Source organism: Streptomyces curacoi, assembly GCF_001513975.1.
In the GTDB taxonomy this organism is placed as follows: Bacteria; Actinomycetota; Actinomycetes; order Streptomycetales; family Streptomycetaceae; genus Streptomyces; species Streptomyces curacoi.
The window spans coordinates 783804-809300 of record NZ_KQ947985.1; the positions used below are offsets into that span (position 1 = coordinate 783804).

Sequence of the window (25497 nt, forward strand, 5' to 3'; positions counted from 1 at the left end):
CTCAGCGGTCGGGCTCGGGGTCCTTCAGCCAGTTGATGAGCTCCGCGGAGAACGCCACCGGGTCCTCCTCGTGCGGGAAGTGCCCGAGCCCGTCGAACAGCCGCCAGCGGTACGGCGCTTCGACGTACTCGCCGGAGCCGGCCGCGCTGCGGGTGCGCATCACCGGGTCGAGCGAGCCGTGCAGATGCAGTGTCGGCACCCGGACCGGCCGCTTCATACGCCGGTTGAACTGGATGCCGTCGGGGCGGGCCAGTGAGCGCACCATCCAGCGGTACGGCTCGATGGAGCAGTGGGCCGTCGACGGGATGCAGATCGCGCGGCGGTACGTCTCCACCGCCTCGTCGTCCGGCAGGCGCGGGCCCGACCAGTCCCGGATCAGGCGGCCGACGAGTGCCCCGTCGTCGGCCGTCAGCTGACGTTCGGGAATCCAGGGCCGCTGGAACCCCCAGATGTAGGAACTCGCACTCGTCTGCTTGACGTCCGAGAGCATCGCCGAGCGCCAGCGCCGGGGATGCGGCATGGAGGCGACCGCGAGCCGCCGTACGAGCTTGGGGCGCATCACGGCCGCCGTCCAGGCCAGGTATCCGCCCAGGTCGTGGCCGACCAGCGCGGCGTCGGGCTCGCCGAGGGAGCGGATCACGCCGGTGATGTCGAGGGCGAGGTTGGCCGGGTCGTAGCCGCGCGGCGTACGGTCGCTGCCGCCGACGCCCCTGAGGTCCATCGCCACGGCCCGGAACCCCGCGTCGGCGAGGGCGACGAGCTGATGCCGCCAGGTCCACCAGAACTGCGGGAAGCCGTGCAGCAGCAGTACCAGCGGCCCGTCACCCAGCTCGGCGATGTGGAAGCGCGCGCCGTTCGCCGCGACGTCCCGGTGCGTCCAGGGACCGTCGAGACGTACGACTGAGGCAGGTTGCGCCGAAGGGGCGGCGGGATCCGTCATGACGACGAGCGTGCCACAGCCTCGATGGCGGCGGGCGCCCGGTCCTCCAGCTCAGGCGTCCGGGCCGGACGCGGATGCGGCTTGGCCTTCTGCAGCACGCCCGCCGTCTCCTTCACCGAGGCGGCGACCTTCTGCGGGCCCTTGCTCTTCTTGGCCTTCTTCGCGAAGACCACGCCGATCAGCGCGAGGGCCCCGGCGATGAGGACGTTCGCCGCGAAGGACAGCAGGAAGCAGATCGCGAGGTTCCAGTTGCTCCAGGTCCGAATGCCGTACGCCAGGGCGAAGTTCAGCATCGGCAGCGAGAAGACCAGCACGGCGCCGGCCACCATGAACGCGCCGCCGCTCGTCGCGCCGCGCTTGACGTCCCTCTTGAGCTGCGCCTTCGCCAGCGCGATCTCGTCGTGCACCAGCGCGGACATCTCGGTCGTCGCTGAGGCGAACAGCTGGCCGATGCTGCGTTCGGCGCCGACCGGGCTGCCGTCGGGTGCGCTCATCGCGGTCTCCCTCGTGTGTACGGTTCCGTCTTCTGCCTGAGTGCGTACGGTTCCGTCTTTTGTACCGTCCCGTCAGATCATGCCCGACGGTGCTCCTCCTCGCCTGCCCCGCCCGCCACTTCGGCAAGCGCGTGGCGCGCCGCGGCCTTCTCCTCGGCGATACGGCGGTGCTCGGCGGCCTTGCGGTCGTAGAGGGCGGCCATGCGCAGGTGGTACTCCGGCTCGTCCTGCTCGTAGATGTCCGGGATGCCGCTCGCGTCGTCGTCGCGCTCCTCCTCTTCGACCATCCGGCGGTACTTGGTGTTCCGTATCTTCAGCAGCACCGTCGCCAGGGCCGCCGCGATGAGGGAGCCGATGAGTACGGCGGCCTTGACCTCGTCGGTCAGTGCGGCGTCCCCCTCGAAGGCGAGCTCGCCGATGAGCAGGGAGACGGTGAAGCCGATGCCGGCGAGGGTCGCGACGGCGAACACGTCGGCCCACTCCAGGTCGTCGCTGAGCGAGGCCCTGGTGAAACGCGCCGTCAGCCACGTACCGCCGAAGATGCCGATCGTCTTGCCGACGACGAGCCCGAGGACCACACCGAGCGTCTCCGGCTGGGTGAACACATCGCCGAGCGCGCCGCCGGAGACCACGACCCCGGCGCTGAAGAGCGCGAACAGCGGCACGGCCAGCCCCGCCGAGAGGGGGCGTACGAGATGCTCGATGCGCTCGCCCGGGGAGTGCTCCTCGCCCTCGTGGCGGTGGCAGCGCAGCATCAGGCCCATCGCGACGCCGGCGATGGTGGCGTGGACGCCGCTGTTGTACATCAGCCCCCAGATGACCAGGGCGAGCGGGACGTACAGGTACCACCCGCGGACGCCCTTGCGCAGCAGCAGCCAGAAGACGGCCAGGCCGGCGGCGGCGCCGCCGAGCGCGGCGAAGTTGATCTCCGAGGTGAAGAAGACCGCGATGATCAGGATCGCGAAGAGGTCGTCGACGACGGCGAGGGTGAGCAGGAAGGCGCGCAGCGCGCTCGGCAGGGAGGTGCCGATGACGGCGAGCACGGCCAGCGCGAAGGCGATGTCCGTGGCGGTCGGGACCGCCCAGCCGTCTGTCGAGCCGCCCCCGGTGAGATTGGTCAGCGTGTAGACGAGCGCGGGCACCACCATGCCGCAGAGCGCGGCGACAACCGGCAGTACGGCCGCCTTGGGGTCCCGGAGATCACCGGCGACCAGTTCTCGCTTGAGCTCGATGCCGGCGACGAAGAAGAAGATCGCGAGGAGTCCGTCGGCGGCCCAGTGCTCGATGGAGAGGTTCAGGCCGAGGGCCTCGGGGCCGAGGTGGAAGTGGCCGACGGTCTCGTAGCTGTCGTGCAGCATCGGCACGTTCGCCCAGAGCAGCGCGGTGAGCGCGGCGACGAGCAGGAGCACGCCACCGACGGTTTCGGTGCGCAGCGCGTCCGCCACGAAGTTCCGCTCGGGGAGGGACAGCTGTCCGAAGACCTTGCGGGCGGGGGCGGGGGTGCGGGGCGCGGCCACGGGGGAGACCTCCGGTCGGTGGGCAGGACTGAGCACATGCCGACCAGACTTCCCGGCGCACCTGAGAGTGAGACTGTTTTGGTTAGTTTAACTAAGGGTGCACCGGAGTGCATCCGTGGACGTCCACCGTACGTACACGAAGGGCACCCGGCGCGCTTGTCACCGGGTGCCCTCGCCGGCCGTGCTCATTCCTCGGCCGGGCTCCGACGGGCTTGATCCTCGGCCGGGCTCCGACGGGCTTGATCCTCGGCCGGGCTCCGACGGGCTTGTTCCTCGGCCTGCTCGTTCCTCGGCCGGGCTCAGTCCTCGCTAGGCGCCGCCGGGAGCTTCGCCTGGATGAGGTCCATGACGGTCGAGTCGGTCAGCGTCGTCACGTCACCGAGCTGGCGGTTCTCGGCTACGTCCCGCAGCAGTCGGCGCATGATCTTGCCGGAGCGGGTCTTGGGCAGCTCGGCCACCGGCAGGATCCGCTTGGGCTTGGCGATCGGGCCGAGGGTGGCGCCGACGTGGTTGCGCAGCTCGGCGACCAGGCCCTCGGTCTCGGCGGCCGTACCGCGCAGGATGACGAAGGCGACGATGGCCTGCCCGGTGGTCTCGTCCGCGGCGCCGACGACGGCCGCCTCGGCGACAGACGGGTGGGAGACCAGGGCGGACTCGACCTCCGTGGTGGAGATGTTGTGGCCGGAGACGAGCATGACGTCGTCGACGCGGCCGAGGAGCCAGATGTCCCCGTCGTCGTCCTTCTTCGCCCCGTCACCGGCGAAGTACTTGCCCTCGAACCGCGACCAGTACGTGTCGATGAACCGCTGGTCGTCGCCCCAGATGGTGCGCAGCATCGACGGCCACGGCTCGGTGAGGACCAGGTAACCGCCACCGCCGTTGGGCACCTCGTTCGCCTCGTCGTCGACGACGGTCGCGGAGATACCGGGCAGCGGCGTCTGGGCGGAGCCGGGCTTGGTGTGCGTGACGCCCGGCAGCGGGGAGATCATCATCGCGCCGGTCTCGGTCTGCCACCAGGTGTCCACGATCGGGGTGCGGTCCCCGCCGATGTTCTTGCGGTACCAGATCCACGCCTCGGGGTTGATCGGCTCACCGACCGAGCCGAGGATGCGCAGGCTGCTGAGGTCGAACTTCGCGGGGATGTCGTCGCCCCACTTCATGAACGTACGGATCGCCGTGGGCGCCGTGTACAGGATGGTCACCCCGTACTTCTGCACGATCTCCCAGAAGCGGCCCTGGTGCGGGGTGTCCGGGGTGCCCTCGTACATGACCTGGGTCGCGCCGTTGGCCAGCGGCCCGTACACGATGTACGAGTGCCCGGTGACCCAGCCGACGTCGGCGGTGCACCAGTACACGTCCGTCTCCGGCTTGAGGTCGAAGACGGCGTGATGGGTGTACGACGCCTGCGTGAGGTAGCCGCCGGAGGTGTGCAGGATGCCCTTCGGCTTACCCGTCGTACCGGACGTGTAGAGGATGAAGAGCGGCTGCTCGGCGTTGAAGGCCTCGGGGGTGTGCTCGGCGGACTGCCGCTCGACGATCTCGTGCCACCAGACGTCGCGGCTGTCGTCCCAGGCGACGTCCTGGCCCGTACGGCGGACGACGAGCACGTGCTCCACGTTGTCGACCTTGCCGATCGCCTCGTCGACGGCCGGCTTGAGCGCGGACGGCTTGCCGCGCCGGTAGCCGCCGTCGGAGGTGATGACGACCTTGGCGTCCGCGTCCTGGATACGGGTCGCGAGCGCGTCCGCCGAGAACCCGCCGAAGACGACCGAGTGGGCCGCGCCGATCCGGGCGCAGGCCAGCATCGCGACCGCCGTCTCCGGGATCATCGGCATGTAGACGGCGACCCGGTCGCCCTTCTGAACACCCAGCTCCAGCAGGGCGTTTGCGGCCTTGGAGACCTCGTCCTTGAGCTCGGCGTAGGTGAGGGCGCGGCTGTCGCCGGGCTCGCCCTCGAAGTGGATGGCGACCCGGTCACCGAGCCCGGCCTCCACATGCCGGTCCACGCAGTTGTACGCGACGTTGAGCTCGCCGTCCTTGAACCACTTCGCGAACGGCGGGTTCGACCAGTCCAGCGTCTCGGTCGGCTCCTTGGCCCAGGTCAGCCGACGGGCCTGCTCGGCCCAGAAGCCGAGCCTGTCAGCCTTGGCCTGTTCATACGCCTCCGCGGTGACATTGGCGCCTGCGGCCAGGTCGGCGGGGGGTGCGAACCTGCGCTCTTCCTTGAGCAGGTTGGCCAGGCTTTCGTTGCTCACGACATCTCCCTTTCCCAGGGTGTCCGTTGTGTCCCAGGCCACAGCTCATCAGACCCAGGGGCCCGGTGACAAGGGTCGACGGGGAATTGGTTTAGACCTGTGTCCGGTGTTTCTGTGCTGCTGGTGCGGCTGTCTCCCCCACCGCGTTCGGCAGCCGGGGAGTCATCCGTACCCACGGACGCCGACCTGGCAGAGTTCAGCCGCTGTAACGCCTTTCACATTCCGGCCCAGGTGCAGGTGAAGCGCGCGGCGTGTCGTGAACCCCCGCCCGGTCGCGGACCTGTCGGCCGAGATCTTCCCCGCGGACGCTGAACGCAGGGTGTGGGTGTGCGGCCCGGGCCGAGCCGCACACCCATGTCGGGCGCCGGGATCACGCCGACAAATCCGCCACCCCCACGTGGTCGAACACCTTGTCCTCGCTCCCCTCGGTGAGCAGGTACGCCTGTGCCTCGCCGACGTGGAAGTACATGCCGTGCAGCTCCAGTGCCCCGGCCCGCAGGGCCCGGGCCACCGACTCATGGGCGCGCAGATGCTCCAACTGCTGGACCACGTTCGTCAGTGAGAGCTGCTCGACCGGGTCGGCCGGTGCCCGCCCGGCGAGTCTGGCCCACGGCCGGCTCTCGTCGGACATCCGCTCCAGGCTCGGCCGCCCGTGCCGCAGCCACCGCCTGAGCGGGGTCTGTTCACCGCCGGGCGCGGAGTTGAGCAGCGCCTGCATGGCCCCGCATCCGGAGTGCCCGCACACCGTGATGGACCGCACCCGCAGGACGTCAACCGCGTACTCGATCGCGGCCGCCACCGAGTCGTCCCCGCTCTCCTGTCCGGGCGGCGGTACGAGGTTGCCCACGTTGCGCACCACGAACAGGTCACCGGGACCACTGGAGGTGATCATCGATGTGACCAGCCGCGAGTCGGCGCAGGTGAGGAAGAGCTGGGAGGGCTGCTGCCCCTCCCGCGCCAGCCGCGCCAGCTCACTCCGCACCAGGGGCGCGGTGTTGCGCTGGAACGCGCTGATGCCACGGGCGAGTTGGTGCGCGCTCGGTCGGTTCCCGTCGGCTCCGCCGGACGCGTCGGACCTGCTCTCACCGCGCCGGCCGGAGCCGGTGGGCCCGTCGGCACCGCTGGACCCGCCGACCGTGTCGAGCTCGCCGGTGGGGGAGGCGCCGGTGCCACGCGGCTCGTCCGGCCCGTCGGTGTCGCTGGTCCCGGGCGCCTGCGCTGCTCCGGTGGGCGCGTCGTGGGACGCGACGGACTCCGGGATCTCGCACTGGTGGTTGCGCCAGGGCGTCCAGGGGTGGCAACGGCAGTCGGCCGACTCGGCGGCGGCCGTCCCCGCGTCGAGATGGAGGCCGACCGGTCCCGTCGGCTCGCCGATCCGGACCCCGGCCCTGCGGCCGGTCAGCTCGACGGAGCCGCCGTGCGCGGTGTGCGTGTTCTGCCAGTCCTGCAGTGACTCGTACGCCGCGTGGTCCATGAAGGAGCCGTCCAACTCGACGACCACGTGGACGCCTTGGGGTACGAGGTGCAGGACCCGGCTGAGCCGGGGCACCGCGAGGAACGTCAACTGGCCTCGTACGTGTACGTAATGGACTCCTTCCTTCTCGTCATGGGTGATCCGGGTGCGGGTGAGGCGGTGCAGGGCGACGGCGACGGCCATGGCGATCCCGAGTGCCACGCCCTCCAGGACGCCGAAGAAGACCACGCCGAGGGTGGTGACGGCGTACACCAGCACCTCTCGGTGGCGGGTCACCGTGCGGATGTGGTGCAGGGACACCATCTGGATGCCGACGGCCATCACCAGGGCGGCGAGCGAGGCGAGCGGGATGAACTCCAGGATCGGGACCATCAGCAGCGCGGCGACTACTACGAGAACGCCGTGCAGCATGGTGGAGTTCCGGCTGACGGCACCGGCTTGCACATTCGCGGAGGTGCGCACGGCGACCCCGGCGACGGGCAGTCCGCCGAGGGCGCCGGAGACGATGTTGGAGGCTCCCTGGCCGAGCAGTTCGCGGTCCAGGTCGGAGCGCCCGACGCGGGCGGACAGCTCCGGCCGGGCGGCCACCAGCTTGTCCACGGCGACGGCGCCCAGGAGCGACTGCACGCTGCACACCAGCGTGATGGTCAGCACGGCGGCGACCAGCCCGAGCGCCGGGCCCTCGGGCAGTCCGGCCAGGGCGTGACTGCGCCAGGACGGCAGGTCGACCTTGGGCAGGCTGAGCCCGGCGAGTGACGCGGTGACGGTGGCTCCGGCCACGGCGACGAGTGCGGCCGGCACCTTGCGCAGAAGGCGTCCGGCCCGGCCGGGAAGGCGCGGCCAGAGCAGCAGCGCGGCGAGGGTGAGCGCGCTGACCGAGAGGGCGGCCGGGTGCAGACGGGCCAACTGCGCGGGCAGTTCGCGCACGTTGTCCATGACGGAGCTGTGCGGGGTGCCGCCGAGGACGATGTGCAGCTGGGCGACGGCGATCGTCACGCCGATACCGGCGAGCATGCCGTGCACGATGGCCGGGCTCACGGCGAGCGCGCCCCGCGCCACGCGCAGGAATCCCAGGCCGAGTTGGGCGACGCCGGCGACGACGGTGATGGCGCAGGTCGCACGCCATCCGTACTGCTGGATGACGTCGGCGGTGACGACGGTGAGTCCGGCGGCGGGGCCGCTGACCTGGAGCGGGGCGCCGCCGAGCCGTCCGGCGACGAGCCCTCCGACGGCGGCGGCGACGAGGCCGGCCTGGAGGGGGGCGCCGGTGGCGAGGGCGATGCCCAGGGACAGGGGCAGGGCGATCAGGAAGACCGCGATCGAGGCCGACACATCGGCGCTCGCGATGCGGTGGCGGCGGGGCCGGGTCGGGGGTGGGCTGTGGGGTTCGTGGGTGCGTTCCGCTCGACTCGGGTCGTCGGCGCGGGTGGGGACGCAGGCAGACATGTTTCCCGTCTCCTCCGGGGCAGCGCGGTCGCGGATCTGGTGGTCCCCCGCTTCGGGCGGGGGGTCGGTCGCGGCCGTGTGGTCACGGCATGCAGCGGCGGGATGCATCAACAGTCAGTAAACGGATCGTAATGCAGAGTAAAGGACCGGCATAGGTTTTCCGGGCAAATGGACTAATAAATCCCCCTGAAGGGTGAAGTGCCTGATTAGTCGGCTTGTCGTACTAATTCCTTTTCTGTCCCATGCGACCTTGGCGGCGCTGTCGGCACCCGAGAGAAGGAAGAAGGTGGACGGAACATGGCCGCGACCCACAGGATCGCCGCGGGCACCGCGCTCGCCGCGGTCTGCGCCGCGTCGCTCGCCGGTTGCGCGATCGGCACCGGCACCGGCACCACCCGGCAGGGGGCGTCCGGACCGCAGAAGGAGAAGCCGGCGGCGCCCGCGCCGAAGAGCGCGATCCGCCTGATCGGCGACGGGTCCACCGCGTACACCGGAGCGCAGCCGAATCTGCCCAGACCCGAACGCCTGAAGCCCGGTCAGAAGCCGCCGCAGTTCGTCGTGTTCTCCTGGGACGGCGCCGGCGAGGACGGCCAGAGGCTGTTCTCCCACTTCCGGGAGGTCGCCAAGGCGAACAACGCGACCATGACGTACTTCCTCAGCGGCGTGTACATGCTGCCCGACCACAGACGCGACCTGTACCGCCCGCCCCAGCACTCCCCGGGCCGCTCCGACATCGGCTTCAACGACCTGCAGGGCATCGCAGACACCGTGGAACAGCTGCGCCTCGCATGGCTGGAGGGCAACGAGATCGGCACCCACTTCAACGGCCACTTCTGCGGCAGGGGCGGCGGAGTCGGCGAATGGTCGGTGGAGGAGTGGAAGGACGAGATCGTCCAGGCGAAGCGGTTCGTGAAGTCCTGGAAGACCAACACCGGCATGACGCAGGCGCCGCCCCTGCCCTTCGACTACGACAAGGAGCTCATCGGTGCCCGCACGCCCTGTCTGGAGGGCCGGAAGAACTTTGTGAAGGCCGCAAGCGAGCTGGGCTTCCGCTATGACTCCAGCGGCGTCAACAACCAGGTCTGGCCCTCGAAGAAGGAAGGCCTGTGGGACTTGTCGATGCAGCTCGTGCCGTTCCCCGGGCACTCCTACGAGCAGCTCACCATGGACTACAACTTCATGGTCAACCAGTCGGGCACCAGGACCCAGGGCAACCCCGCCAAGCACGCCCTGTGGGGCGACCAGATGCGGGACGGCCTGCTCATGGGCTTCCACCGGGCCTACCACGGCAACCGCGCGCCCCTGATCATCGGCAACCACTTCGAGTCCTGGAACGGCGGCACCTACATGCGCGCCGTCGAGGAGGTCATCGAGGCCGTCTGCAACAGGCCGGACGTGCGCTGCGTCTCCTTCCGGCAGCTCGCCGACTGGCTGGACGCCCAGGACCCGGCGACCTTGGAGAAGCTGCGCACCCTGGGGGTGGGCGAGGCCCCGAAGCAGGGCTGGGCGCTCTTCCTGTCGGGGAGCCCGGCCCCGGCCCCCAGGGGTGCGCCCGGGGCGCCGGCGGTCAGGCCGTAGGGGTCAGGCGGGCGTCGCCCTCGGAGGGGGCGGTGACACGCTCACCGAGCACGAAACCGGGGTCGATCTGTGCCGCCAGGTCGGTCCCGGTGCGCTCGTTCCCCCAGGACCGGGCGTTCTTGAGGTGGAAGTGCACCATCTGGCGCGTGTAGCGCTCCCAGTCACGCAGCTCGTACGTCGCGTCCACGGCCGTCCGCAGGCGGCACAGGGCGAGGTGGTTGGCGTCCTCCAGGAGCTCGAACCGGGGCGGGCGGCCCTTCTCCATCGCGCGCACCCAGTCCGAGTGTCCGACCGTCACCAGCAGGTCGTCCCCGACCTCGGCGCGGAGGAAGTCGAGGTCGTCCTGACTCTGCACCTTGTTGCCGACGACCTTCAGGATGACTCCGAAGTCGCGGGCGTACTCCTTGTACTGGCGATAGACGGAAACCCCCTTCCGGGTCGGCTCGGCGACGAGGAACGTGATGTCGAAGCGGGTGAACATGCCGGAGGCGAAGGAGTCCGAGCCCGCCGTCATGTCGACCACGACGTACTCGCCGGGGCCGTCCACCAGGTGGTTCAGGAACAGCTCCACCGCCCCCGTCTTGGAGTGGTAGCAGGCGACCCCCAGATCGGAGTCCGTGAAGGGGCCGGTGACCATCAAACGGACGGTGCCGCCGTCGAGTTCCACCGGCCGGGCGCAGGCGTCGTACACCGGGTTGTTCTCGCACACCCGCAGCAACCGTGAACCCTCGCCGGGCGGCGTCGTCTTGATCATCGTCTGCGCGGAGGCGATCCGCGGGTTGGAGCCGCGCAGCCAGTCCTTGATCAGCTGCAGCCGCTCGCCCATGGCGGGCAGTGCGGCGGCCCTCGCCTCGTCGAGGCCGAGCGCGGCTCCCAGGTGCTGGTTGATGTCGGCGTCGACGGCGACGACCGGCGCGCCGGTCGTCGCGAGGTGGCGGATGAACAGGGACGACAGGGTCGTCTTGCCGCTGCCGCCCTTCCCGACGAAAGCAATTTTCATGTTCACGAAGGGTAGTCGCGCGATAGCTGTACGTGGCAGGGGGGCGTGAAGAAGGCCACTCGATCGTGGGGCGCGGGGCCAGGGTGCGTAGTGTCGTACTCATGAGTACGACAGGTGCGACCGCCGATCCGCTCGCGGCCCTCGGTTCCCTGCCCGGTGTGCCCGAGTCCGTGGAGTCCGTGCGCAAGGCAGTGGACCGGGTGTACGGGCACCGGATCATGCGGCGCCGCAGCAACGAGATCACCTCCGAGGCGGCCCTGCGCGGCGCCCGCGGCTCCGCGGCGCTGTCCGGTGCCGACTGGGCGCTCGAAGAGGTGCGTCGGCGCACCGACTTCAGCGGTGACGACGAGGCGCGCGTCATGGGCGCGGCCCTGCGGCTGACCGCCGAGGCGGGCCAACTGCTGTCCATCTGGCGGCAGTCGCCGCTTCGGGTGCTGGCCCGGCTGCACCTGGTGGCGGCGGCGAGCAAGGACGACCGGGTGGGGCGCCCGCGTCAGGAGGGCGAGCCGGTCGACGAGCCGCTGGTCGAGCTGGAGCCGCCGAGCGCGGCGGAGGTGCACGGCCGGCTGGAGGGCCTGTCCGAGCTGATCATCGCCGGCGGTTCGGCGCCCGCCCTGGTGACGGCCGCCGTCGTGCACGGCGAGCTCCTCGCGCTGCGCCCCTTCACCTCCCACAACGGCCTGGTCGCGCGCGCGGCCGAGCGCATCGTCCTGGTCGGCAGCGGCCTCGACCCCAAGTCCGTCTGCCCGGCCGAGGTCGGCCACGCCGAACTGGGCCGCGCGGCCTATCTGGCGGCGCTCGACGGCTACGTCTCCGGCACCCCCGAGGGCATGGCCGCCTGGATCGCCCACTGCGGCAAGGCGATCGAACTCGGGGCGCGTGAGTCGACGGCGGTGTGCGAGGCGCTGCAGCGCGGGGCGGCGTGACGCAGGCACCCGCAGGACGGCATCAAGAAAGCCCCCGCGGGGGCTCATACGAGTTGCGGCGGTACGAGGATTCGTACCGCCGCTGGCATGTCCACCGGGTTACCAAGCGTCCTCGATATGTTGCCCATCAGGTCGGGAACTCAGCCCGTCACCTGGTGCGGCTGGCCCGTAATCGACGGGTCGACGTCGCGTGGGTGCCCGGTGTCCATGCTCGGTCCGTGGGGCCAAATGCGTATTTAAGGTGATCCTCTCGGATGTCCTTGGTCTCGCGGGCCGTTGAGTCCTTTGTACTCCCAGACTCAACCAAGTGGAAGGCCTGGCTGCGGTTCTTTACTTGCACTCTCAAAAGGTGCCGAACGGGCGTCGACAGGCCGGTCGAGGCGCGCGGAATTCCGGAGGCGCAGGTCAGGCGAGCGCCGTACGGCGTCGGCTGGCGTACCAGACGAGGCCCGCGGTGGCCGCGGCGGCTCCTATGGCCGCCGCCGCGACAAGGGCGGGGCGCGGCGGTACGGAGAAGGAGGGCAGCCGCTGCTTGAGGCGGACCGGGCGGTGGAAGTCGAGAATCGGCCACCCGCGCGCGAGTGCCTCGCGGCGCAGCGCACGGTCCGGGTTGACGGCGTGCGGGTTGCCGACCGCCTCCAGCATCGGCAGGTCGGTCGCCGAGTCGCTGTAGGCGTAACAGCGGGAGAGGTCGTAGCCCTCGGACGCGGCCAGCTCCCGAATCGCCTCGGCCTTGGTCGGGCCGTAGGCGTAGTACTCCACCTCCCCGGTGAAGCAGCCGTCGTCGCCCACCACCATGCGGGTGGCCACCACGCGGTCGGCGCCGAGCAGCTCGCCGATCGGCTCGACCACCTCGGCGCCCGACGTGGACACGATCACCACGTCGCGGCCGGCGGTGTGGTGCTCCTCGATGAGGGAGGCGGCCTCGTCGTAGATGATCGGGTCGATCAGGTCGTGCAGGGTCTCGGCGACGATCTCCTTGACCTGTCGGACGTTCCAGCCGCGGCACAGCGCGGACAGGTACTGGCGCATGCGCTCCATCTGGTCATGGTCGGCGCCGCCCGCCAGGAAGACGAACTGGGCATATGCGGTACGCAAGACGGCCCGGCGGTTGATCAGACCGCCTTGGTAGAACGACTTGCTGAAGGTGAGCGTGCTCGACTTCGCAATGACCGTCTTGTCCAGGTCAAAGAAGGCCGCTGTGCGGGGCAAGGAGTGGTTTTCCACGACCCTGAGCATAGGGGCAGCCCATTCGGCGTAAGGTGGGCGCGTGGGTTTGCCTGAGAGGGCTCTCGGGTACACCATGGAAGTCACGGATCGTTCGCGACCGTGCTAACCCGGACCGACTCCTCCCCCCCCGAGTCGGCCGTGGAGACGACCCCCGCTCTCCCCCCCGGCGGGGGTCGTCGCATGTCCGGGCGGGTTTTCTTCTTCTGAGTGCGGCTGCGCGGCCGGCGTGATGCTGCTGCGGGCCCTCCTTCCTCCACGTCCATGATCCGTAACTGTGGGTAGTCGTCGCGCTGCTCTGCGGAAGTCGCACAGGGGTCGGTGCGAGGGTCACCGGTTTGGGTGATGGCGATATTCACAGCCCCCGAGTTGTCCACAGTTATCGACCAAGATCCACAAGATTTCCGGGATCGCTGCACCGTGATTCCAGCGCGTCCCGCTCGGGCCGACTTCATGGCTGGTTCCGGTTAGTCGGGCGTGTTTGGCCGGTTCGTATCGGCCGCTCATATGGAGGCCGGTTGCCGGTTCTTCACATCTTTGGGAATCGCGGGGCCGCAGGGCCGCGCGAGTGATCCAGCGAAGGGGGACGGAAACCGTGACCGCAGCCGTCACACACGATCCGCCGTCCGCCGCCTCCGGGCGGCCGGGCAAGCCGTTGATCGTCACCGAGGACGTCGAACTGCTCGACGACCTGCTGCGCCTGTGCGCGGCGGCCGGCGCCGCACCGGAGGTCCACCACTCAGTGCCCGAGCCCAGCGGGAGCTGGGAGGGCGCGCCGCTCGTCCTGGTCGGCGACGACGCCGCACGCCGCGTGCGCGGGGCGGCGCGCAGACGCGGAGTGGTGCTCGTCGGCCGGGACCAGGACGACTCCGGGGTCTGGCGCCGGGCCGTCGAGATCGGCGCCGATCACGTCCTGATGCTGCCCGACGGCGAGCAGTGGCTGATCGACCGCATCGCCGACGTCGCCGAAGGCGTCGGCAGGCCCGCCCTGACCGTCGGGGTCATCGGCGGACGCGGCGGTGCCGGAGCGTCCACGCTCGCCTGCGCCCTCGCCGTCACCGCCGCGCACGAGGGGCTGCGCACGCTTCTCGTGGACGCCGATCCGCTGGGCGGCGGACTCGACGTGCTCCTCGGCGGCGAGACAGCCGAGGGCCTGCGCTGGCCCGCCTTCGCCGGCTCGCGCGGGCGGCTCGGCAGCGGCGCCCTGGAGGAGTCGCTGCCGAAGCTGCACTCCCTGCGGGTCCTGAGCTGGGACCGGGGCGAGTGCGTCGCCGTCCCGCCGCAGGCGATGCGAGCGGTGCTCGCCGCCGCCCGGCGCCGGGGCGGCACGGTCGTCGTCGACCTGCCCCGCCGGATCGACGACGGTGTCGCGGAGGCGCTCGTCCAGCTCGACGTCGGGATCCTCGTCGTCCCCGCCGAACTGCGCGCCGTCGCCGCCGCCCGGCAGGTGGCCTCAGCGGTCCGGATGGTCCTGCGGGACCTGCGGGTGGCGGTACGCGGTCCCTACGCGGCCGGGCTCGACGACCGCGAAGTGGCCCGGCTGCTGGAGCTGCCGCTGGTGGGCGAGGTGCCGGTCGAGCCGGGGCTGCTGCGGCCACACGAGAGCGAGGCTCCGCCGGGGGCGATGGGACGGGGGCCGCTGGCGCGGTTCTGCCGGGAGTTCTGGGAGCGCGCGTTGCTTGAGGCGAGGGCGGCATGAGTACGACTTCGGGGCTTGACCGGGTGAGCGGTGGCGGGACTGGTTCCGTGCGGGCCTCGCCGGAGGGGCCGCGGACGGGTGGGCCGGCCGCCGGCAGCGTGCGCAGGGGCGCGCCGCGGTGGGCTTCGGACGACGGGGTCGGTTCGTCGGCTGTGCGGTGGGCGTCGGGTGATCGGGTCGGTTCGTCGGCTGTGCGGTGGGCGTCGGGTGATCGGGTCGGTTCGTCGGCGGTGCGGTGGGCGCCGGGTGGCTCGGAGAGCGGGGCTGCCGGGCGGCCGGGGGCGGAACGGGTGGCGGGTACGGACACTGCGGGGTGGGGGTCGGTCGAGCGGTCGCCCAGCCCGGAAGGGGCGGCTGTTCGGAGGGAGTTGGCCGACCGGGTCGGTTCGTTGGCTGTGCGGCGGGAGTCGGGCGACGGGGCCGGTTCGTCGGCGGTGCGGCGGGAGTCGGATGGCTCGGAGAGCGGGGCAGCTGCGCGCCGTGGGTCGGAGCAGGTGGCGGGTACGGCCACTGCGCGGTGGGAGCCGGCCGACCGGGTCGGTTCGTCGGCTGCGCGGTGGGCATCGGGCGGAACGGCGGCCGGGGCGGGCATGCCGCCGGGGCTGCTCGACGGGGTGCGGCAGTGGCTGGCCGAGAGCGGGGCCGAGCCGACGCCCGCGCGCGTGGCGCAGGCTCTGCGAGAGCAGGGCAGGGTGCTGGGGGACGCCGAGGTCCTCGGCGCGGCCGAGCAGTTGCGGTCCGAGCTGATCGGCAGTGGCCCGCTGGAGCCGCTCCTCGCCGATCCGTCGGTGACGGACGTGCTGGTGTCCGCGCCGGACCGGGTCTGGGTGGACCGGGGCGGCGGCCTGGAGCTGACCTCCGTCTCCTTCCCTGACGCGGCGGCCGTACGACGCCTCGCGCAGCGCCTCGCCGCGGTGGCCGGGCGACGGCTGGACGACGCGCGGCCCTGGGTCGACGCCCGGCTGCCCGACGGGACCCGGCTGCACGCGGTGCTGCCACCGGTCGCCGTCGGCTGCGCCTGCCTGTCGCTGCGGGTCGTACGGCCACGGGCGTTCACCCTCGACGAGCTGGTCGCGGCGGGCACGGTGCCGCCCGGCGGGGACCGGGTACTGCGGGCGCTGGTCGACGCGCGGCTGTCCTTCCTCATCAGCGGCGGGACCGGCAGCGGCAAGACGACGCTGCTGAGCGCGTTGCTCGGCCTGGTCGGGGCGGGCGAACGCATCGTGCTCGCGGAGGACTCGGCGGAGCTCAGGCCGGACCATCCGCATGTCGTACGGCTGGAGAGCAGACCCGCCAACCAGGAGGGCGCCGGGCTCGTCACCCTTGAGGACCTGGTGCGGCAGGCACTGCGGATGCGGCCGGACCGGCTGGTCGTGGGCGAGGTGCGCGGACCCGAAGTGGTCCATCTGCTGGCCGCGTTGAACACGGGCCACGAGGGAGGTTGCGGGACCGTCCACGCCAACGCGGCGGCCGACGTGCCGGCCCGGCTGGAGGCGCTCGGCACGGCGGCCGGGCTCGACCGGGCCGCGCTGCACAGCCAGTTGGCGGCCGCGCTGTCGGTCGTACTCCATCTCGTACGCGACCGGACCGGGCGTCGGCGGATCGCCGAGGTGCATGTGCTGGAGCGGGATCCGTCGGGGCTGGTGCGGACGGTTCCGGCGCTGCGGTGGGGCACGGAGGCGTTCGCGTACGAGCGGGGGTGGGAGCGGCTGCGGGGGCTGCTTCGGGGTGGGAGCGACGAGGGGTGAGGAGGCCGTGCGGGTGCCGGTGAAGCCGGTGGTGCCCTGGCGCGGTGGCGCGGTGGCGCGGTGGTGCCCTGGCGCGGTGGCGCGGTGGCGTGGCGGTGCGGCGGTGCGTGGGGTGGTCGGTGACGTGAGGGGTTCGGTGGTCTGAATGGGTGAGATGTCGTTGGGCGCGGCTGCGGTGTGCCTCGGCGCGGCGGTCTGCTTGCTGGGCGGGCCGGGGCCCGGGGCGCGGCGGGCGCAGCTTCTGCTCGCAGGCGGTGGGGTGGTGGGAGCAGGGCCGCCCGACTGGGGCCGGATGGCCGGGGAGCTGCGACGGCTGTGGGGGCGGCTGCGGGTCGAGTGGTGGGCGCCGGCCATCGGGTTGGTGCTGGCCGTGCTGGGGTCGTCGGTGCTGCCGGTCGTCGCGGGGGCGGCCGGGATGGCCTTGCTGCGGAGGGCGCGGCTGGCCCGGGAGGCGCGGCGGGTCCGGGAGCGCCGCGGGGACACGGTGATCGGCCTGTGCGGGGCGCTCGCCGGTGAGGTGCGGGCCGGGCGGCAGCCGGGTGAGGCGCTGCTGCGGGCGGCACGGGACTGCGGCGGGCTCGGCGAAGCACAGGCCGCGGTGCTGGCGGCGGCGCGGTTCGGCGGAGACGTGCCGGGCGCGCTCGCCTCCGCGGCCCGGCAACCGGGCGCCGAGGGCCTGTTGGGTCTGGCGGCGTGCTGGCGGGTGGCCGTGGATCAGGGCGCGGGGCTCGCGGCCGGACTCGAACGGCTGGAAGGGGCGTTGCGCGCCGAGCGGGACCAACGCGCCGACCTGCGCGCCCAGTTGGCGGGGGCCAGATCGACGGTGGTGATGCTCGCCGGGTTGCCGGTCCTCGGTCTGCTGCTCGGTGCCGTCATGGGGGCCGACCCGCTGCATGTCCTGCTGCACACCGGGGCGGGGTTCGGGTGCCTGGTGGTCGGCGGAGTGCTGGAGGGGCTGGGGATGTGGTGGGCGACGCGGATCGTACGGGGAGCGGAGGCGGCGTGAGGACTCGACTCGATCAGAGGCGTGAGAGGGAGGTGACGGGGTGAGCGGGGAGGTTGTCCACAGGCTGGGGACGGCCGTTGGGGCTGCGCTGGTCGTCGGTTGGCTGTTGCGGTGGCCGGCCGCGGCCCGGCGCGAGCGGAGGGCCCGGCGACGGCTGGCCGGGTTGATGGCGACCACTGACGTGACGTCGACTCGTCGGCGGTTCGACGTCCGGCAGGGCGTGCGACGAGGGCTGCCCATGGTGGCGGTCGTGGGCGCCGGCTGGGCGCTGGTCGGCGGTGTCGCCGGGCTGGTGGTGGGGCTGCTGGTTGCGGCTGGGCTGTGGCTGTGGTCGCGTCGGCAGGGAGCCGGTGGTGACCTGGACCAGGCCGATGCCGGTGACGTGGCTCGCCAACTTCCGGTCGCCGCCGATCTCTTGGCTGCCTGCATCGCGGCGGGAGCCGGCCCCGTGGTCGCCGCGCAGGCGGTGGGCGAGGCCCTGGGCGGTCCGTTCGGGAACGCGCTGGCGCGAGGTGCCGCGGAAGTGCGGCTGGGCGGTGAACCGGGCGAGGCGTGGCGCCGGTTGGCCTCGCTGCCGGGGGCCGGCGCGCTGGCGCGGTTGCTGGAACGGGCCGATGTGTCGGGGCTCCCGGCGGCCGGGCCGGTCGCGCGGCTCGCCGCGGACGCCCGCGCCGACTGGGCGCGCGCTGCTACAGAACGGGCCCGGCGGGCGGCAGTCATGGTCACGGCACCAGTGGGGCTGTGCTTCCTGCCCGCCTTCATCGCGATCGGCGTGGCGCCGGTGGTGATCGGGCTGGCGGGCGGGGTGCTGGGAGGGAGCGGGGGATGACGGGGGTGGTGGGAGGGGTGAGGGGGTGAGCGCGACGAACGGGCGCAGACAGCGGCAGTGATCCAGCAGCAGGCATTCGACGGCTGTTTTCAACGGGACTGAACCTTACGGGGGTTGAGATGTGCAAGGCGGTACGGGCGCGGATGCGCGCGTGGGTGTGCAGGGTGCGGGCGGCGCGGAGGGATGCGGGGATGGTCACCTCCGAGTACGCGATGGGGATCGTGGCGGCGGTGGCGTTCGCCGTGGTGCTCTACAAGGTCGTGACGAGCGGGCAGGTCAGCGCGGAGCTGCAGGACATCGTGAAGCGGGCGCTCGATGCGCGGATGTGAGCGGGAGGCGAGAGAGCGGGGGCCGCACCGGAGGTGGTCCCTGGGGTCGGACCGGGGGTTCGTGACGGCGGAGTCGGCAGTCGTGCTGCCGGTGCTGGTGATGTTCGCGATGGCGCTGGTGTGGGGGCTGCTGGTCGTGGCCGCGCAGATCCAGTGCGTGGACGCGGCACGGGCGGGCGCCCGCGCGGCGGCCCGGCAGGATCCGGCCGACGCGGTCATCGAGGTGACGCGTGAGGCGGCACCGCGCGGGGCGGCGGTCACCGTCGGCCGGGAGGGTGACGAGGTCCGCGTGGTCGTCGTGGCCAAACCGCCGGTGCTGCGCGGACTGCCCTTCGAGGTACGGGAGGAGGCCGTGGCGTCGGCGGAGGAGATGGTGGGGGCGGGGCCATGAGAGCGGGCTTGGCAGTGAGCGGACAAGCGGACCAGGGCCATGCCGTCCACCGACAAGCGGACCAGGGCCGTGCCGTCGGCCTGCGCTCCGACCGCGGTTCCGCCACCGTATGGAGCGTCGGCGCCATCACCGTGCTCTGCGTCGTCTTCGGGGTCGTACTGGCCCTGGGGCAGGCCGTCGTGACCCGGCACCGTGCGGCCGGCGGTGCCGATCTCGCGGCGCTCGCGGCGGCCGACCACTGGGCGCAGGGCGCTACGGCGGCCTGTGCCCGGGCGGACCAGGTGGCCCGGGCACAGGGCGTGCGGCTCGTGCGGTGCGCACTGGTGGGCGAGATCTCGGACGTGACGGCGGCGTCGGGCCGGGGGCCGTTCGCGGCGGAGGTCAGGGCGAGGGCGGGACCGGCCGACCCCGCCTCTCCTCCTGGGCCGGTGCAGGCTCCCCCTCCCCGGCCAGGCCCGACGACTCTCCCTTCTCCTCCGGTGCCCCCCGAAGCAGCACCGTGAGCAACCGCACCGCCCCTCTCTTGTGCAGCGGGTCGTTCCCGTTGCCGCACTTGGGGGACTGGATGCAGGACGGGCAGCCGGCGTCGCACTCGCAGGAGGCGATGGCCTCGCGGGTGGCGGTGAGCCAGGCGCGGGCGGTGTGGAAGGCGCGCTCGGCGAAGCCCGCGCCGCCGGGGTGGCCGTCGTAGACGAAGACCGTCGGGAGCAGCGTGTCGGGGTGCAGCGGGATCGAGACGCCGCCGATGTCCCAGCGGTCGCAGGTCGCGAAGAGGGGCAGCAGGCCGATCGAGGCGTGCTCGGCGGCGTGCAGGGCGCCGCCGAGGATCTCCGGGTTGATCCGGGCCTCGTCCAGCTGGTCCTCGGTGACCGTCCACCACACGGCGCGCGTGCGCAGCGTACGAGGAGGGAGGTCGAGTTTCGTCTCGCCCAGTACTTCACCCGTGATGAGCCGACGACGCAGGAAGGAGACGACCTGGTTGGTGACCTCGACGGAGCCGTAGCACAGGCGGCCGTCGCCCCAGGGGACCTCGATGTCCGTCTCCAGGACGGAGATCGACGTCGTGTCGCGGGCGACCGTCGAATACGGCGGGGCGGCCTCCTCGACCAGGGCGACCGAGTCCTCCAGGTCGAGGGAGCGCACGAGATAGGTGCGGCCCTGGTGCAGATGGACCGCACCCTCGTGCACCGTGCCGTGCGCGGCGCCCGCGTCGACCGTGCCGAGCAGCCGGCCCGTCCCGGCCTCGACCACCTGGACCGGGCGGCCGCTCTCGCCGCGGATGTCGGTGAGGTCGGCGGCCCGTTCCCGGCGCGTCCAGTGCCATGCCTTCGTCCGGCGGCGCAGCAGCTTCGCCGCCTCCAGTTGCGGCAACAGCTCCTCGGTCTCCGGGCCGAACAGGGCCAAATCCTCTTCCGTCAGCGGGATTTCCGCGGCGGCGGCGCACAGGTGCGGAGCCAGCACGTACGGGTTGTCGGGGTCGAGGACCGTCGACTCCACCGGCCGGTCGAACAGGGCCTCGGGATGGTGGACGAGGTAGGTGTCCAGCGGGTCGTCCCGGGCCACCAGGACGGCCAGCGCGCCCTGCCCGGAGCGGCCGGCCCGGCCCGCCTGCTGCCACAGGGAGGCGCGGGTGCCCGGGTAGCCGGCGATCAGTACGGCGTCCAGGCCGGAGACGTCGATGCCGAGCTCCAACGCGGTCGTGGCGGCGAGACCCAGGAGTTCGCCGGAGTGCAGGGCCTGTTCCAGGGCGCGGCGCTCCTCGGGGAGGTAGCCGCCGCGGTAGGCCGCGACACGCCGGGCCAGGGAGCGGTCGACCTCGGCGAGGCGTTCCTGGGCGATGACCGAGATCAGCTCGGCGCCGCGCCGGGAGCGGATGAAGGCGACCGTGCGGATGCCCTGCACGGCGAGGTCGGTCAGCAGGTCGGCCGTCTCGGCGGTGGCCGTGCGCCGGACGGGCGCGCCCTTCTCGCCCTGGAGTTCGGTGAGCGGGGGCTCCCAGAGGGCGAAGACCAGCTCGCCGCGTGGAGAGGCGTCGTCGGCGACCTCGACCACCGGGAGGCCGGTGAGGCGGCGGGCGGCCACCGCGGGCTCGGCGGCGGTCGCGGAGGCCAGCAGGAAGACGGGCGAGGCGCCGTAGCGGGCGCACAGGCGGCGCAGGCGGCGCAGGACCTGGGCGACGTGGGAGCCGAAGACGCCGCGGTAGGTGTGGCACTCGTCGATGACGACGTACTTGAGCGCCTTCAGGAAGGAGGACCAGCGGGGGTGGGACGGGAGTATGCCCCGGTGCAGCATGTCGGGGTTGGTGAGGACGTAGTTGGCGTACTGGCGGATCCACTCGCGTTCCTCGAATGGAGTATCGCCGTCGTACACAGCCGGGCGTACGGAATTGCCCAGCGGATGTGAAAGTTCCTTCACCGAACGGCACTGATCCGCCGCAAGCGCTTTGGTCGGAGCCAGGTAGAGGGCGGTGGCGCCACGGCCGTTCGGGGCCTCGGAGCCGTCCAGGAGCGCCGAGAGGACCGGCACGAGGTAGGCCAGCGACTTGCCCGAGGCCGTGCCGGTGGCGACGACCACCGAGTCGCCGTCCAGGGCGTGCTCGGCAGCCCGTGCCTGGTGGGCCCAGGGGTGTTCGATTCCCGCGTCCCGCACGGCGGCGATGACCTCGGCGCGGATCCGATCGGGCCAGACGGCATGGCGGCCCTCGCGCGGGGGCACATGCTCCGTATGAGTGATGCGCGAAGCCCGGCTCGGCCCCGAGGCGAGCCGGCCCAGCACCGTGCCCGGGTCCGCCCGGGAGACGGGGCCCGTCGGGGATCGATCGGATCGGTGATTCTTGGCCATCGGCACCGAGTGTGTCACTGGCGTGACGGACAATGGGACCAAGGCGTCGTGCACGCCTGCCGGTAAGTGATTGAATGCCATCGCGGCTGGCGAACCGTCCTTGGGGCTGCAAGCCGAGGTGTCCCGAGGGACGACCGCTCGATAGCAAGGTGCTGGAGGATCCGTGGACCTGTCCCTGTCGACCCGTACCGTCGGCGATCGTACGGTCGTCGAGGTCGGTGGCGAAATCGACGTATATACCGCGCCCAAGCTGCGCGAGCAGCTGGTCGAGCTGGTGAACGACGGGAGTTTCCATCTCGTCGTCGACATGGAGGGCGTGGACTTCCTCGACTCCACCGGGCTCGGCGTGCTGGTCGGCGGCCTGAAGCGCGTGCGTGCCCATGAGGGCTCACTGCGCCTGGTCTGCAACCAGGAGCGCATTTTGAAGATCTTCCGCATCACCGGTCTCACCAAGGTGTTCCCGATCCACACCTCGGTCGAGGAAGCGGTTGCGGCGACCGACTGACCACCGGACCCGGGCGCGCCGCAGCGCGTGCCCGGGGGCGGCAGAAGTTGAAAGAGAAGGGGGGCCGGGCTTTCGGCGGCCCGGTCCTCCGGACAGCACGCCCGTAGTTCCGAGGGGGATGCATGGCCACCGTTGAACTCCGCTTCAGCGCGCTGCCCGAGCACGTCAGGACCGCCCGGTTGGTGGCGGCAGCGGTGGCGCGCAGGGCCGGAGTGGACGAGGCCGTACTGGACGAGGTGCGACTCGCCGTCGGCGAGGCGTGCTCCCGTGCCGTCGGACTGCATCAGAGTGGCGGCATCACGGCGCCGGTGAAGGTGGCGCTGATCGAGGAGGAGAAACAGTTCTCCATCGAGGTCGGCGACGAGGCGCCGCACTCCACCCCGGGCGAGCGGGCATCCGGCGCCGCGGGCGACGACGGCGACGTGGAGGCCGAGGAGGACGAGATGGGCCTCGCGGTCATCAGCGGGCTCGTCGACGACGTGGAAGTCTCCGCCGGGGAGCACGGCGGTCTGATCCGCATGACCTGGCCGACCGCACCGCCGGCCGCAGTGCTCTCCTGAACCCACCTCATCTCCACCCGTTCATCGCGAAGGGGCCCTGCTGAGCAGGGCCCCTTCGCGATGTTTCGGCGAGCCAGGGGAATTCGTGAAGGAATTCACGATCAGTCTGCCGATAATTTGATCAAGTCAATGCGTGCGTCAATGGTTTTAGGGCGTTAGCCCTTTCGGGTTCAGTGGCGTGACGTCGATCATTTGCTGAACGGCACCTGAAGGCCAATTCCGTTTACCGCCATCTGTTTTGATCAGGTTCCGGTACCTAGAATCCGTCCACATCTTGAGCTCAGCCCAAGCGTCAAGGAGGACGAATGGCGGGGCTTTCTACCCCTCATCAGCTTGACCACCCCACAACCCTCGCAGCCGCGGTGCTGACCGACGACAACCGGATCATCATCACGATCATCGGCGTCGTCGCACTGGCAGCGCTCGTGGTCGCCGGCGTCCTGGTGCGCCAGGTGCTCGCGGCGGGCGAGGGCACCGACAGCATGAAGAAGATCGCGGCAGCCGTCCAGGAAGGTGCGAACGCCTATCTGGCCAGGCAACTGCGCACGCTCGGCGTATTCGCCGTCGTTGTGTTCTTCCTGCTCATGCTGCTGCCCGCGGACGACTGGAATCAGCGCATCGGCCGATCGGTGTTCTTCTTGATCGGCGCCGCGTTCTCGGCGGCCACCGGTTATATCGGCATGTGGCTCGCCGTCCGCAGCAATGTGCGCGTCGCCGCGGCCGCACGGGAAGCGACCCCGGCGCCGGGAGAGCCGGAAAAGGATCTCACCGCCGTCTCGCACAAAGCCATGAAGATCGCTTTCCGCACGGGCGGCGTCGTCGGCATGTTCACGGTGGGGCTCGGTCTGCTGGGCGCCTCCTGTGTGGTGCTGGTGTACGCGGCCGACGCGCCGAAGGTGCTCGAAGGATTCGGTCTCGGCGCCGCACTGATCGCGATGTTCATGCGTGTCGGCGGCGGCATCTTCACCAAGGCCGCCGACGTCGGCGCCGACCTGGTCGGAAAGGTCGAACAGGGCATTCCGGAGGACGACCCGCGCAATGCCGCGACCATCGCCGACAACGTGGGCGACAACGTCGGCGACTGCGCGGGCATGGCGGCCGACCTCTTCGAGTCGTACGCCGTGACCCTGGTCGCCGCCCTGATCCTCGGGTCGGCGGCATTCGGCGACTCCGGGCTCGCCTTCCCGCTGATCGTGCCCGCGATCGGCGTGATCACCGCGATGATCGGCATCTTCGCGGTGGCTCCGCGCCGCTCCGACCGCAGCGGCATGACGGCCATCAACCGCGGGTTCTTCATCTCCGCGGTGATCTCGATCGTGCTGGTCGCGGCCGCCGTGTTCATCTACCTGCCGTCGTCGTACGCCGACCTCGACGGCGTCACCGACGCCGCGATCGCGGGCAAGGACGGCGACCCGCGGATCCTCGCGCTCGTCGCGGTGGCGATCGGCATCGTGCTGGCCGCTGTCATCCAGCAGCTGACCGGCTACTTCACCGAGACCAACCGTCGCCCGGTCATGGACATCGGCAAGACCTCGCTGACCGGCCCGGCCACCGTCGTCCTCGCCGGTATCTCGGTCGGTCTCGAATCGGCCGTCTACACGGCCCTGCTGATCGGCCTCGGCGTCTACGGGGCGTTCCTGCTCGGCGGTACGTCGATCATGCTGGCGCTGTTCGCGGTGGCGCTGGCCGGCACCGGTCTGCTCACCACGGTCGGCGTGATCGTCGCCATGGACACCTTCGGGCCGGTCTCCGACAACGCGCAGGGCATCGCCGAGATGTCCGGCGACGTCGAGGGCGCGGGCGCCCAGGTGCTCACCAACCTGGACGCGGTCGGCAACACCACCAAGGCCATCACCAAGGGCATCGCCATCGCCACCGCCGTCCTCGCGGCGGCGGCGCTCTTCGGGTCGTACCGCGACGCCATCACCACCGGCGCGCGGGACGTGGGCGAGAAACTCAGCGGCGAAGGCGCGCCGATGAGCCTGATGATGGACATCTCGCAGCCCAACAACCTCGTCGGCCTGATCGCGGGCGCGGCGGTCGTCTTCCTCTTCTCGGGACTCGCCATCAACGCCGTCTCGCGGTCGGCGGGTGCCGTGGTCTACGAGGTGCGGCGGCAGTTCCGCGAGAAACCCGGGATCATGGACTACAGCGAGAAGCCGGAGTACGGCAAGGTCGTCGACATCTGTACGAAGGACGCGCTGCGAGAGCTGGCGACTCCCGGGCTGCTCGCCGTGATGGCGCCGATCTTCGTCGGATTCACGCTCGGCGTCGGCGCCCTCGGCGCGTTCCTCGCGGGCGCGATCGGCGCCGGCACGCTGATGGCGGTGTTCCTCGCCAATTCCGGCGGCGCCTGGGACAACGCCAAGAAGCTCGTCGAGGACGGCCACCACGGAGGCAAGGGCAGCGAGGCCCACGCCGCGACGGTGATCGGCGACACGGTCGGCGACCCCTTCAAGGACACCGCCGGTCCCGCGATCAACCCGCTGCTGAAGGTGATGAACCTGGTGGCGCTGCTCATCGCGCCCGCGGTCATCCAGTTCAGCTACGGCGAGGACAAGAACGTCGGCGTACGGGTCGCGATCGCCGTACTGTCGCTCCTCGTGATCGTCGGCGCGGTGTACGTCTCCAAGCGGCGCGGCATCGCCATGGGTGACGAAGACAACGCCGAACGGGTGGCCAAGTCGGCCGATCCCGCGGTGGTTTCATAGGCAGTCTCACGACGGCCCAGC

The 25497-nt window shown here is 71.4% G+C and carries 19 protein-coding genes and 1 pseudogene; 12 read left to right on the forward strand and 8 right to left on the reverse strand.

Features of this window, described 5'->3' with window-relative positions; all coding sequences use genetic code 11:
- Nucleotide 1: 1 nt before the first annotated feature.
- From AQI70_RS09100 to AQI70_RS09120, 5 genes are all read right to left on the reverse strand, one after another.
- Nucleotides 2-940, reverse strand: a complete 939-nt coding sequence (locus AQI70_RS09100; protein ID WP_062146238.1) for an alpha/beta fold hydrolase — start codon at nt 938-940, stop codon at nt 2-4.
- On the reverse strand, nt 937-1434 hold the full coding sequence (locus AQI70_RS09105; RefSeq protein ID WP_062146240.1) for a phage holin family protein: 498 nt from the start codon (nt 1432-1434) through the stop codon (nt 937-939). The genes AQI70_RS09100 and AQI70_RS09105 overlap by 4 nt, the downstream gene beginning before the upstream one ends.
- A 77-nt stretch (nt 1435-1511) precedes the next feature.
- The gene (nhaA, locus tag AQI70_RS09110) at nt 1512-2951 is read right to left on the reverse strand and encodes a Na+/H+ antiporter NhaA (protein ID WP_062146242.1); all 1440 of its coding nucleotides are present in this window, start codon (nt 2949-2951) and stop codon (nt 1512-1514) included.
- Nucleotides 2952-3250: 299 nt separating this feature from the next.
- Entirely contained in the window at nt 3251-5206 is a 1956-nt protein-coding gene (acs, locus tag AQI70_RS09115) for an acetate--CoA ligase (protein ID WP_062146245.1), read from the reverse strand.
- A gap of 370 nt (nt 5207-5576) precedes the next feature.
- Nucleotides 5577-8126, reverse strand: a complete 2550-nt coding sequence (locus AQI70_RS09120; protein ID WP_062146247.1) for a bifunctional SulP family inorganic anion transporter/carbonic anhydrase — start codon at nt 8124-8126, stop codon at nt 5577-5579.
- Nucleotides 8127-8423: 297 nt separating this feature from the next.
- On the opposite strand from AQI70_RS09120, the gene AQI70_RS09125 reads away from it, so the two are divergent.
- Nucleotides 8424-9704: a polysaccharide deacetylase family protein gene (locus AQI70_RS09125; RefSeq protein ID WP_062146248.1), complete on the forward strand. Its 1281-nt coding sequence runs from the start codon at nt 8424-8426 to the stop codon at nt 9702-9704.
- Here AQI70_RS09125 and AQI70_RS09130 read toward each other — a convergent pair.
- The gene (locus AQI70_RS09130; RefSeq protein ID WP_062146250.1) at nt 9694-10704 is read right to left on the reverse strand and encodes an ATP-binding protein; all 1011 of its coding nucleotides are present in this window, start codon (nt 10702-10704) and stop codon (nt 9694-9696) included. The two genes, AQI70_RS09125 and AQI70_RS09130, sit on opposite strands and share 11 nt — an antisense overlap.
- Nucleotides 10705-10805: 101 nt before the next feature.
- Between AQI70_RS09130 and AQI70_RS09135 the strand changes: the two genes are divergently transcribed.
- Nucleotides 10806-11630, forward strand: coding sequence for a Fic family protein (locus tag AQI70_RS09135; RefSeq protein ID WP_062146251.1), 825 nt, complete (start codon nt 10806-10808; stop codon nt 11628-11630).
- Between the two features lie 405 nt (nt 11631-12035).
- Here AQI70_RS09135 and AQI70_RS09140 read toward each other — a convergent pair whose 3' ends face one another.
- Nucleotides 12036-12869 (reverse strand): HAD family hydrolase, encoded by an 834-nt coding sequence (locus AQI70_RS09140; protein WP_062146253.1) that lies wholly within the window; start codon nt 12867-12869, stop codon nt 12036-12038.
- A gap of 583 nt (nt 12870-13452) precedes the next feature.
- Between AQI70_RS09140 and ssd the strand changes: the two genes are divergently transcribed.
- From ssd to AQI70_RS37190, 7 genes and pseudogenes are all read left to right on the forward strand, one after another.
- Nucleotides 13453-14556, forward strand: a complete 1104-nt coding sequence (gene ssd, locus AQI70_RS09145; protein WP_208607317.1) for a septum site-determining protein Ssd — start codon at nt 13453-13455, stop codon at nt 14554-14556.
- 590 nt (nt 14557-15146) lie between these two features.
- Nucleotides 15147-16304 carry a TadA family conjugal transfer-associated ATPase gene (locus AQI70_RS09150; protein ID WP_062146255.1) on the forward strand — a complete coding sequence of 386 codons (1158 nt, stop codon included), beginning with the start codon at nt 15147-15149 and terminating at the stop codon, nt 16302-16304.
- Nucleotides 16305-16449: 145 nt separating this feature from the next.
- The gene (locus AQI70_RS09155) at nt 16450-17310 is read left to right on the forward strand and encodes a type II secretion system F family protein (RefSeq protein WP_062146257.1); all 861 of its coding nucleotides are present in this window, start codon (nt 16450-16452) and stop codon (nt 17308-17310) included.
- Nucleotides 17311-17350: 40 nt separating this feature from the next.
- Nucleotides 17351-18139, forward strand: coding sequence for a type II secretion system F family protein (locus AQI70_RS09160; RefSeq protein WP_062146259.1), 789 nt, complete (start codon nt 17351-17353; stop codon nt 18137-18139).
- A 119-nt stretch (nt 18140-18258) separates the two neighbouring features.
- The gene (locus AQI70_RS09165; RefSeq protein WP_062146261.1) at nt 18259-18468 is read left to right on the forward strand and encodes a DUF4244 domain-containing protein; all 210 of its coding nucleotides are present in this window, start codon (nt 18259-18261) and stop codon (nt 18466-18468) included.
- On the forward strand, nt 18455-18859 hold the full coding sequence (locus AQI70_RS09170) for a TadE family type IV pilus minor pilin (RefSeq protein ID WP_079051208.1): 405 nt from the start codon (nt 18455-18457) through the stop codon (nt 18857-18859). Before AQI70_RS09165 ends, AQI70_RS09170 begins: the two co-directional genes overlap by 14 nt.
- Nucleotides 18856-19311: pseudogene (locus AQI70_RS37190) on the forward strand (Rv3654c family TadE-like protein); the annotation flags it as partial. The gene AQI70_RS09170 and the pseudogene AQI70_RS37190, both read left to right, overlap by 4 nt.
- Here AQI70_RS37190 and AQI70_RS09175 read toward each other — a convergent pair.
- Entirely contained in the window at nt 19241-21781 is a 2541-nt protein-coding gene (locus tag AQI70_RS09175; protein ID WP_079051209.1) for a DEAD/DEAH box helicase, read from the reverse strand. The pseudogene AQI70_RS37190 and the gene AQI70_RS09175 sit on opposite strands and share 71 nt — an antisense overlap.
- An 82-nt stretch (nt 21782-21863) precedes the next feature.
- Here AQI70_RS09175 and bldG point away from each other — a divergent pair, with 82 nt between their 5' ends.
- From bldG to AQI70_RS09190, 3 genes are all read left to right on the forward strand, one after another.
- Nucleotides 21864-22205 (forward strand): anti-sigma factor antagonist BldG, encoded by a 342-nt coding sequence (gene bldG, locus AQI70_RS09180; RefSeq protein WP_003975386.1) that lies wholly within the window; start codon nt 21864-21866, stop codon nt 22203-22205.
- 122 nt (nt 22206-22327) lie between these two features.
- On the forward strand, nt 22328-22765 hold the full coding sequence (locus tag AQI70_RS09185; RefSeq protein WP_003999171.1) for an ATP-binding protein: 438 nt from the start codon (nt 22328-22330) through the stop codon (nt 22763-22765).
- 305 nt (nt 22766-23070) lie between these two features.
- Nucleotides 23071-25476 carry a sodium-translocating pyrophosphatase gene (locus AQI70_RS09190; RefSeq protein WP_062146267.1) on the forward strand — a complete coding sequence of 802 codons (2406 nt, stop codon included), beginning with the start codon at nt 23071-23073 and terminating at the stop codon, nt 25474-25476.
- Nucleotides 25477-25497: the final 21 nt, after the last annotated feature.

What these genes read in the sequence shown, in the direction of transcription:
- AQI70_RS09100 (WP_062146238.1), bottom strand. Translation starts at nt 940, where the DNA reads ATGACGGATCCCGCCGCCCCTTCGGCGCAACCTGCCTCAGTCGTACGT.
- AQI70_RS09105 (WP_062146240.1), bottom strand. Translation starts at nt 1,434, where the DNA reads ATGAGCGCACCCGACGGCAGCCCGGTCGGCGCCGAACGCAGCATCGGC.
- AQI70_RS09120 (WP_062146247.1), bottom strand. Translation starts at nt 8,126, where the DNA reads ATGTCTGCCTGCGTCCCCACCCGCGCCGACGACCCGAGTCGAGCGGAA.
- AQI70_RS09125 (WP_062146248.1), top strand. Translation starts at nt 8,424, where the DNA reads ATGGCCGCGACCCACAGGATCGCCGCGGGCACCGCGCTCGCCGCGGTC.
- AQI70_RS09130 (WP_062146250.1), bottom strand. Translation starts at nt 10,704, where the DNA reads ATGAAAATTGCTTTCGTCGGGAAGGGCGGCAGCGGCAAGACGACCCTG.
- AQI70_RS09135 (WP_062146251.1), top strand. Translation starts at nt 10,806, where the DNA reads ATGAGTACGACAGGTGCGACCGCCGATCCGCTCGCGGCCCTCGGTTCC.
- AQI70_RS09140 (WP_062146253.1), bottom strand. Translation starts at nt 12,869, where the DNA reads ATGCTCAGGGTCGTGGAAAACCACTCCTTGCCCCGCACAGCGGCCTTC.
- AQI70_RS09150 (WP_062146255.1), top strand. Translation starts at nt 15,147, where the DNA reads ATGCCGCCGGGGCTGCTCGACGGGGTGCGGCAGTGGCTGGCCGAGAGC.
- AQI70_RS09155 (WP_062146257.1), top strand. Translation starts at nt 16,450, where the DNA reads ATGGGTGAGATGTCGTTGGGCGCGGCTGCGGTGTGCCTCGGCGCGGCG.
- AQI70_RS09165 (WP_062146261.1), top strand. Translation starts at nt 18,259, where the DNA reads ATGTGCAAGGCGGTACGGGCGCGGATGCGCGCGTGGGTGTGCAGGGTG.
- AQI70_RS09170 (WP_079051208.1), top strand. Translation starts at nt 18,455, where the DNA reads ATGCGCGGATGTGAGCGGGAGGCGAGAGAGCGGGGGCCGCACCGGAGG.
- AQI70_RS09175 (WP_079051209.1), bottom strand. Translation starts at nt 21,781, where the DNA reads ATGGCATTCAATCACTTACCGGCAGGCGTGCACGACGCCTTGGTCCCA.
- AQI70_RS09185 (WP_003999171.1), top strand. Translation starts at nt 22,328, where the DNA reads ATGGCCACCGTTGAACTCCGCTTCAGCGCGCTGCCCGAGCACGTCAGG.
- AQI70_RS09190 (WP_062146267.1), top strand. Translation starts at nt 23,071, where the DNA reads ATGGCGGGGCTTTCTACCCCTCATCAGCTTGACCACCCCACAACCCTC.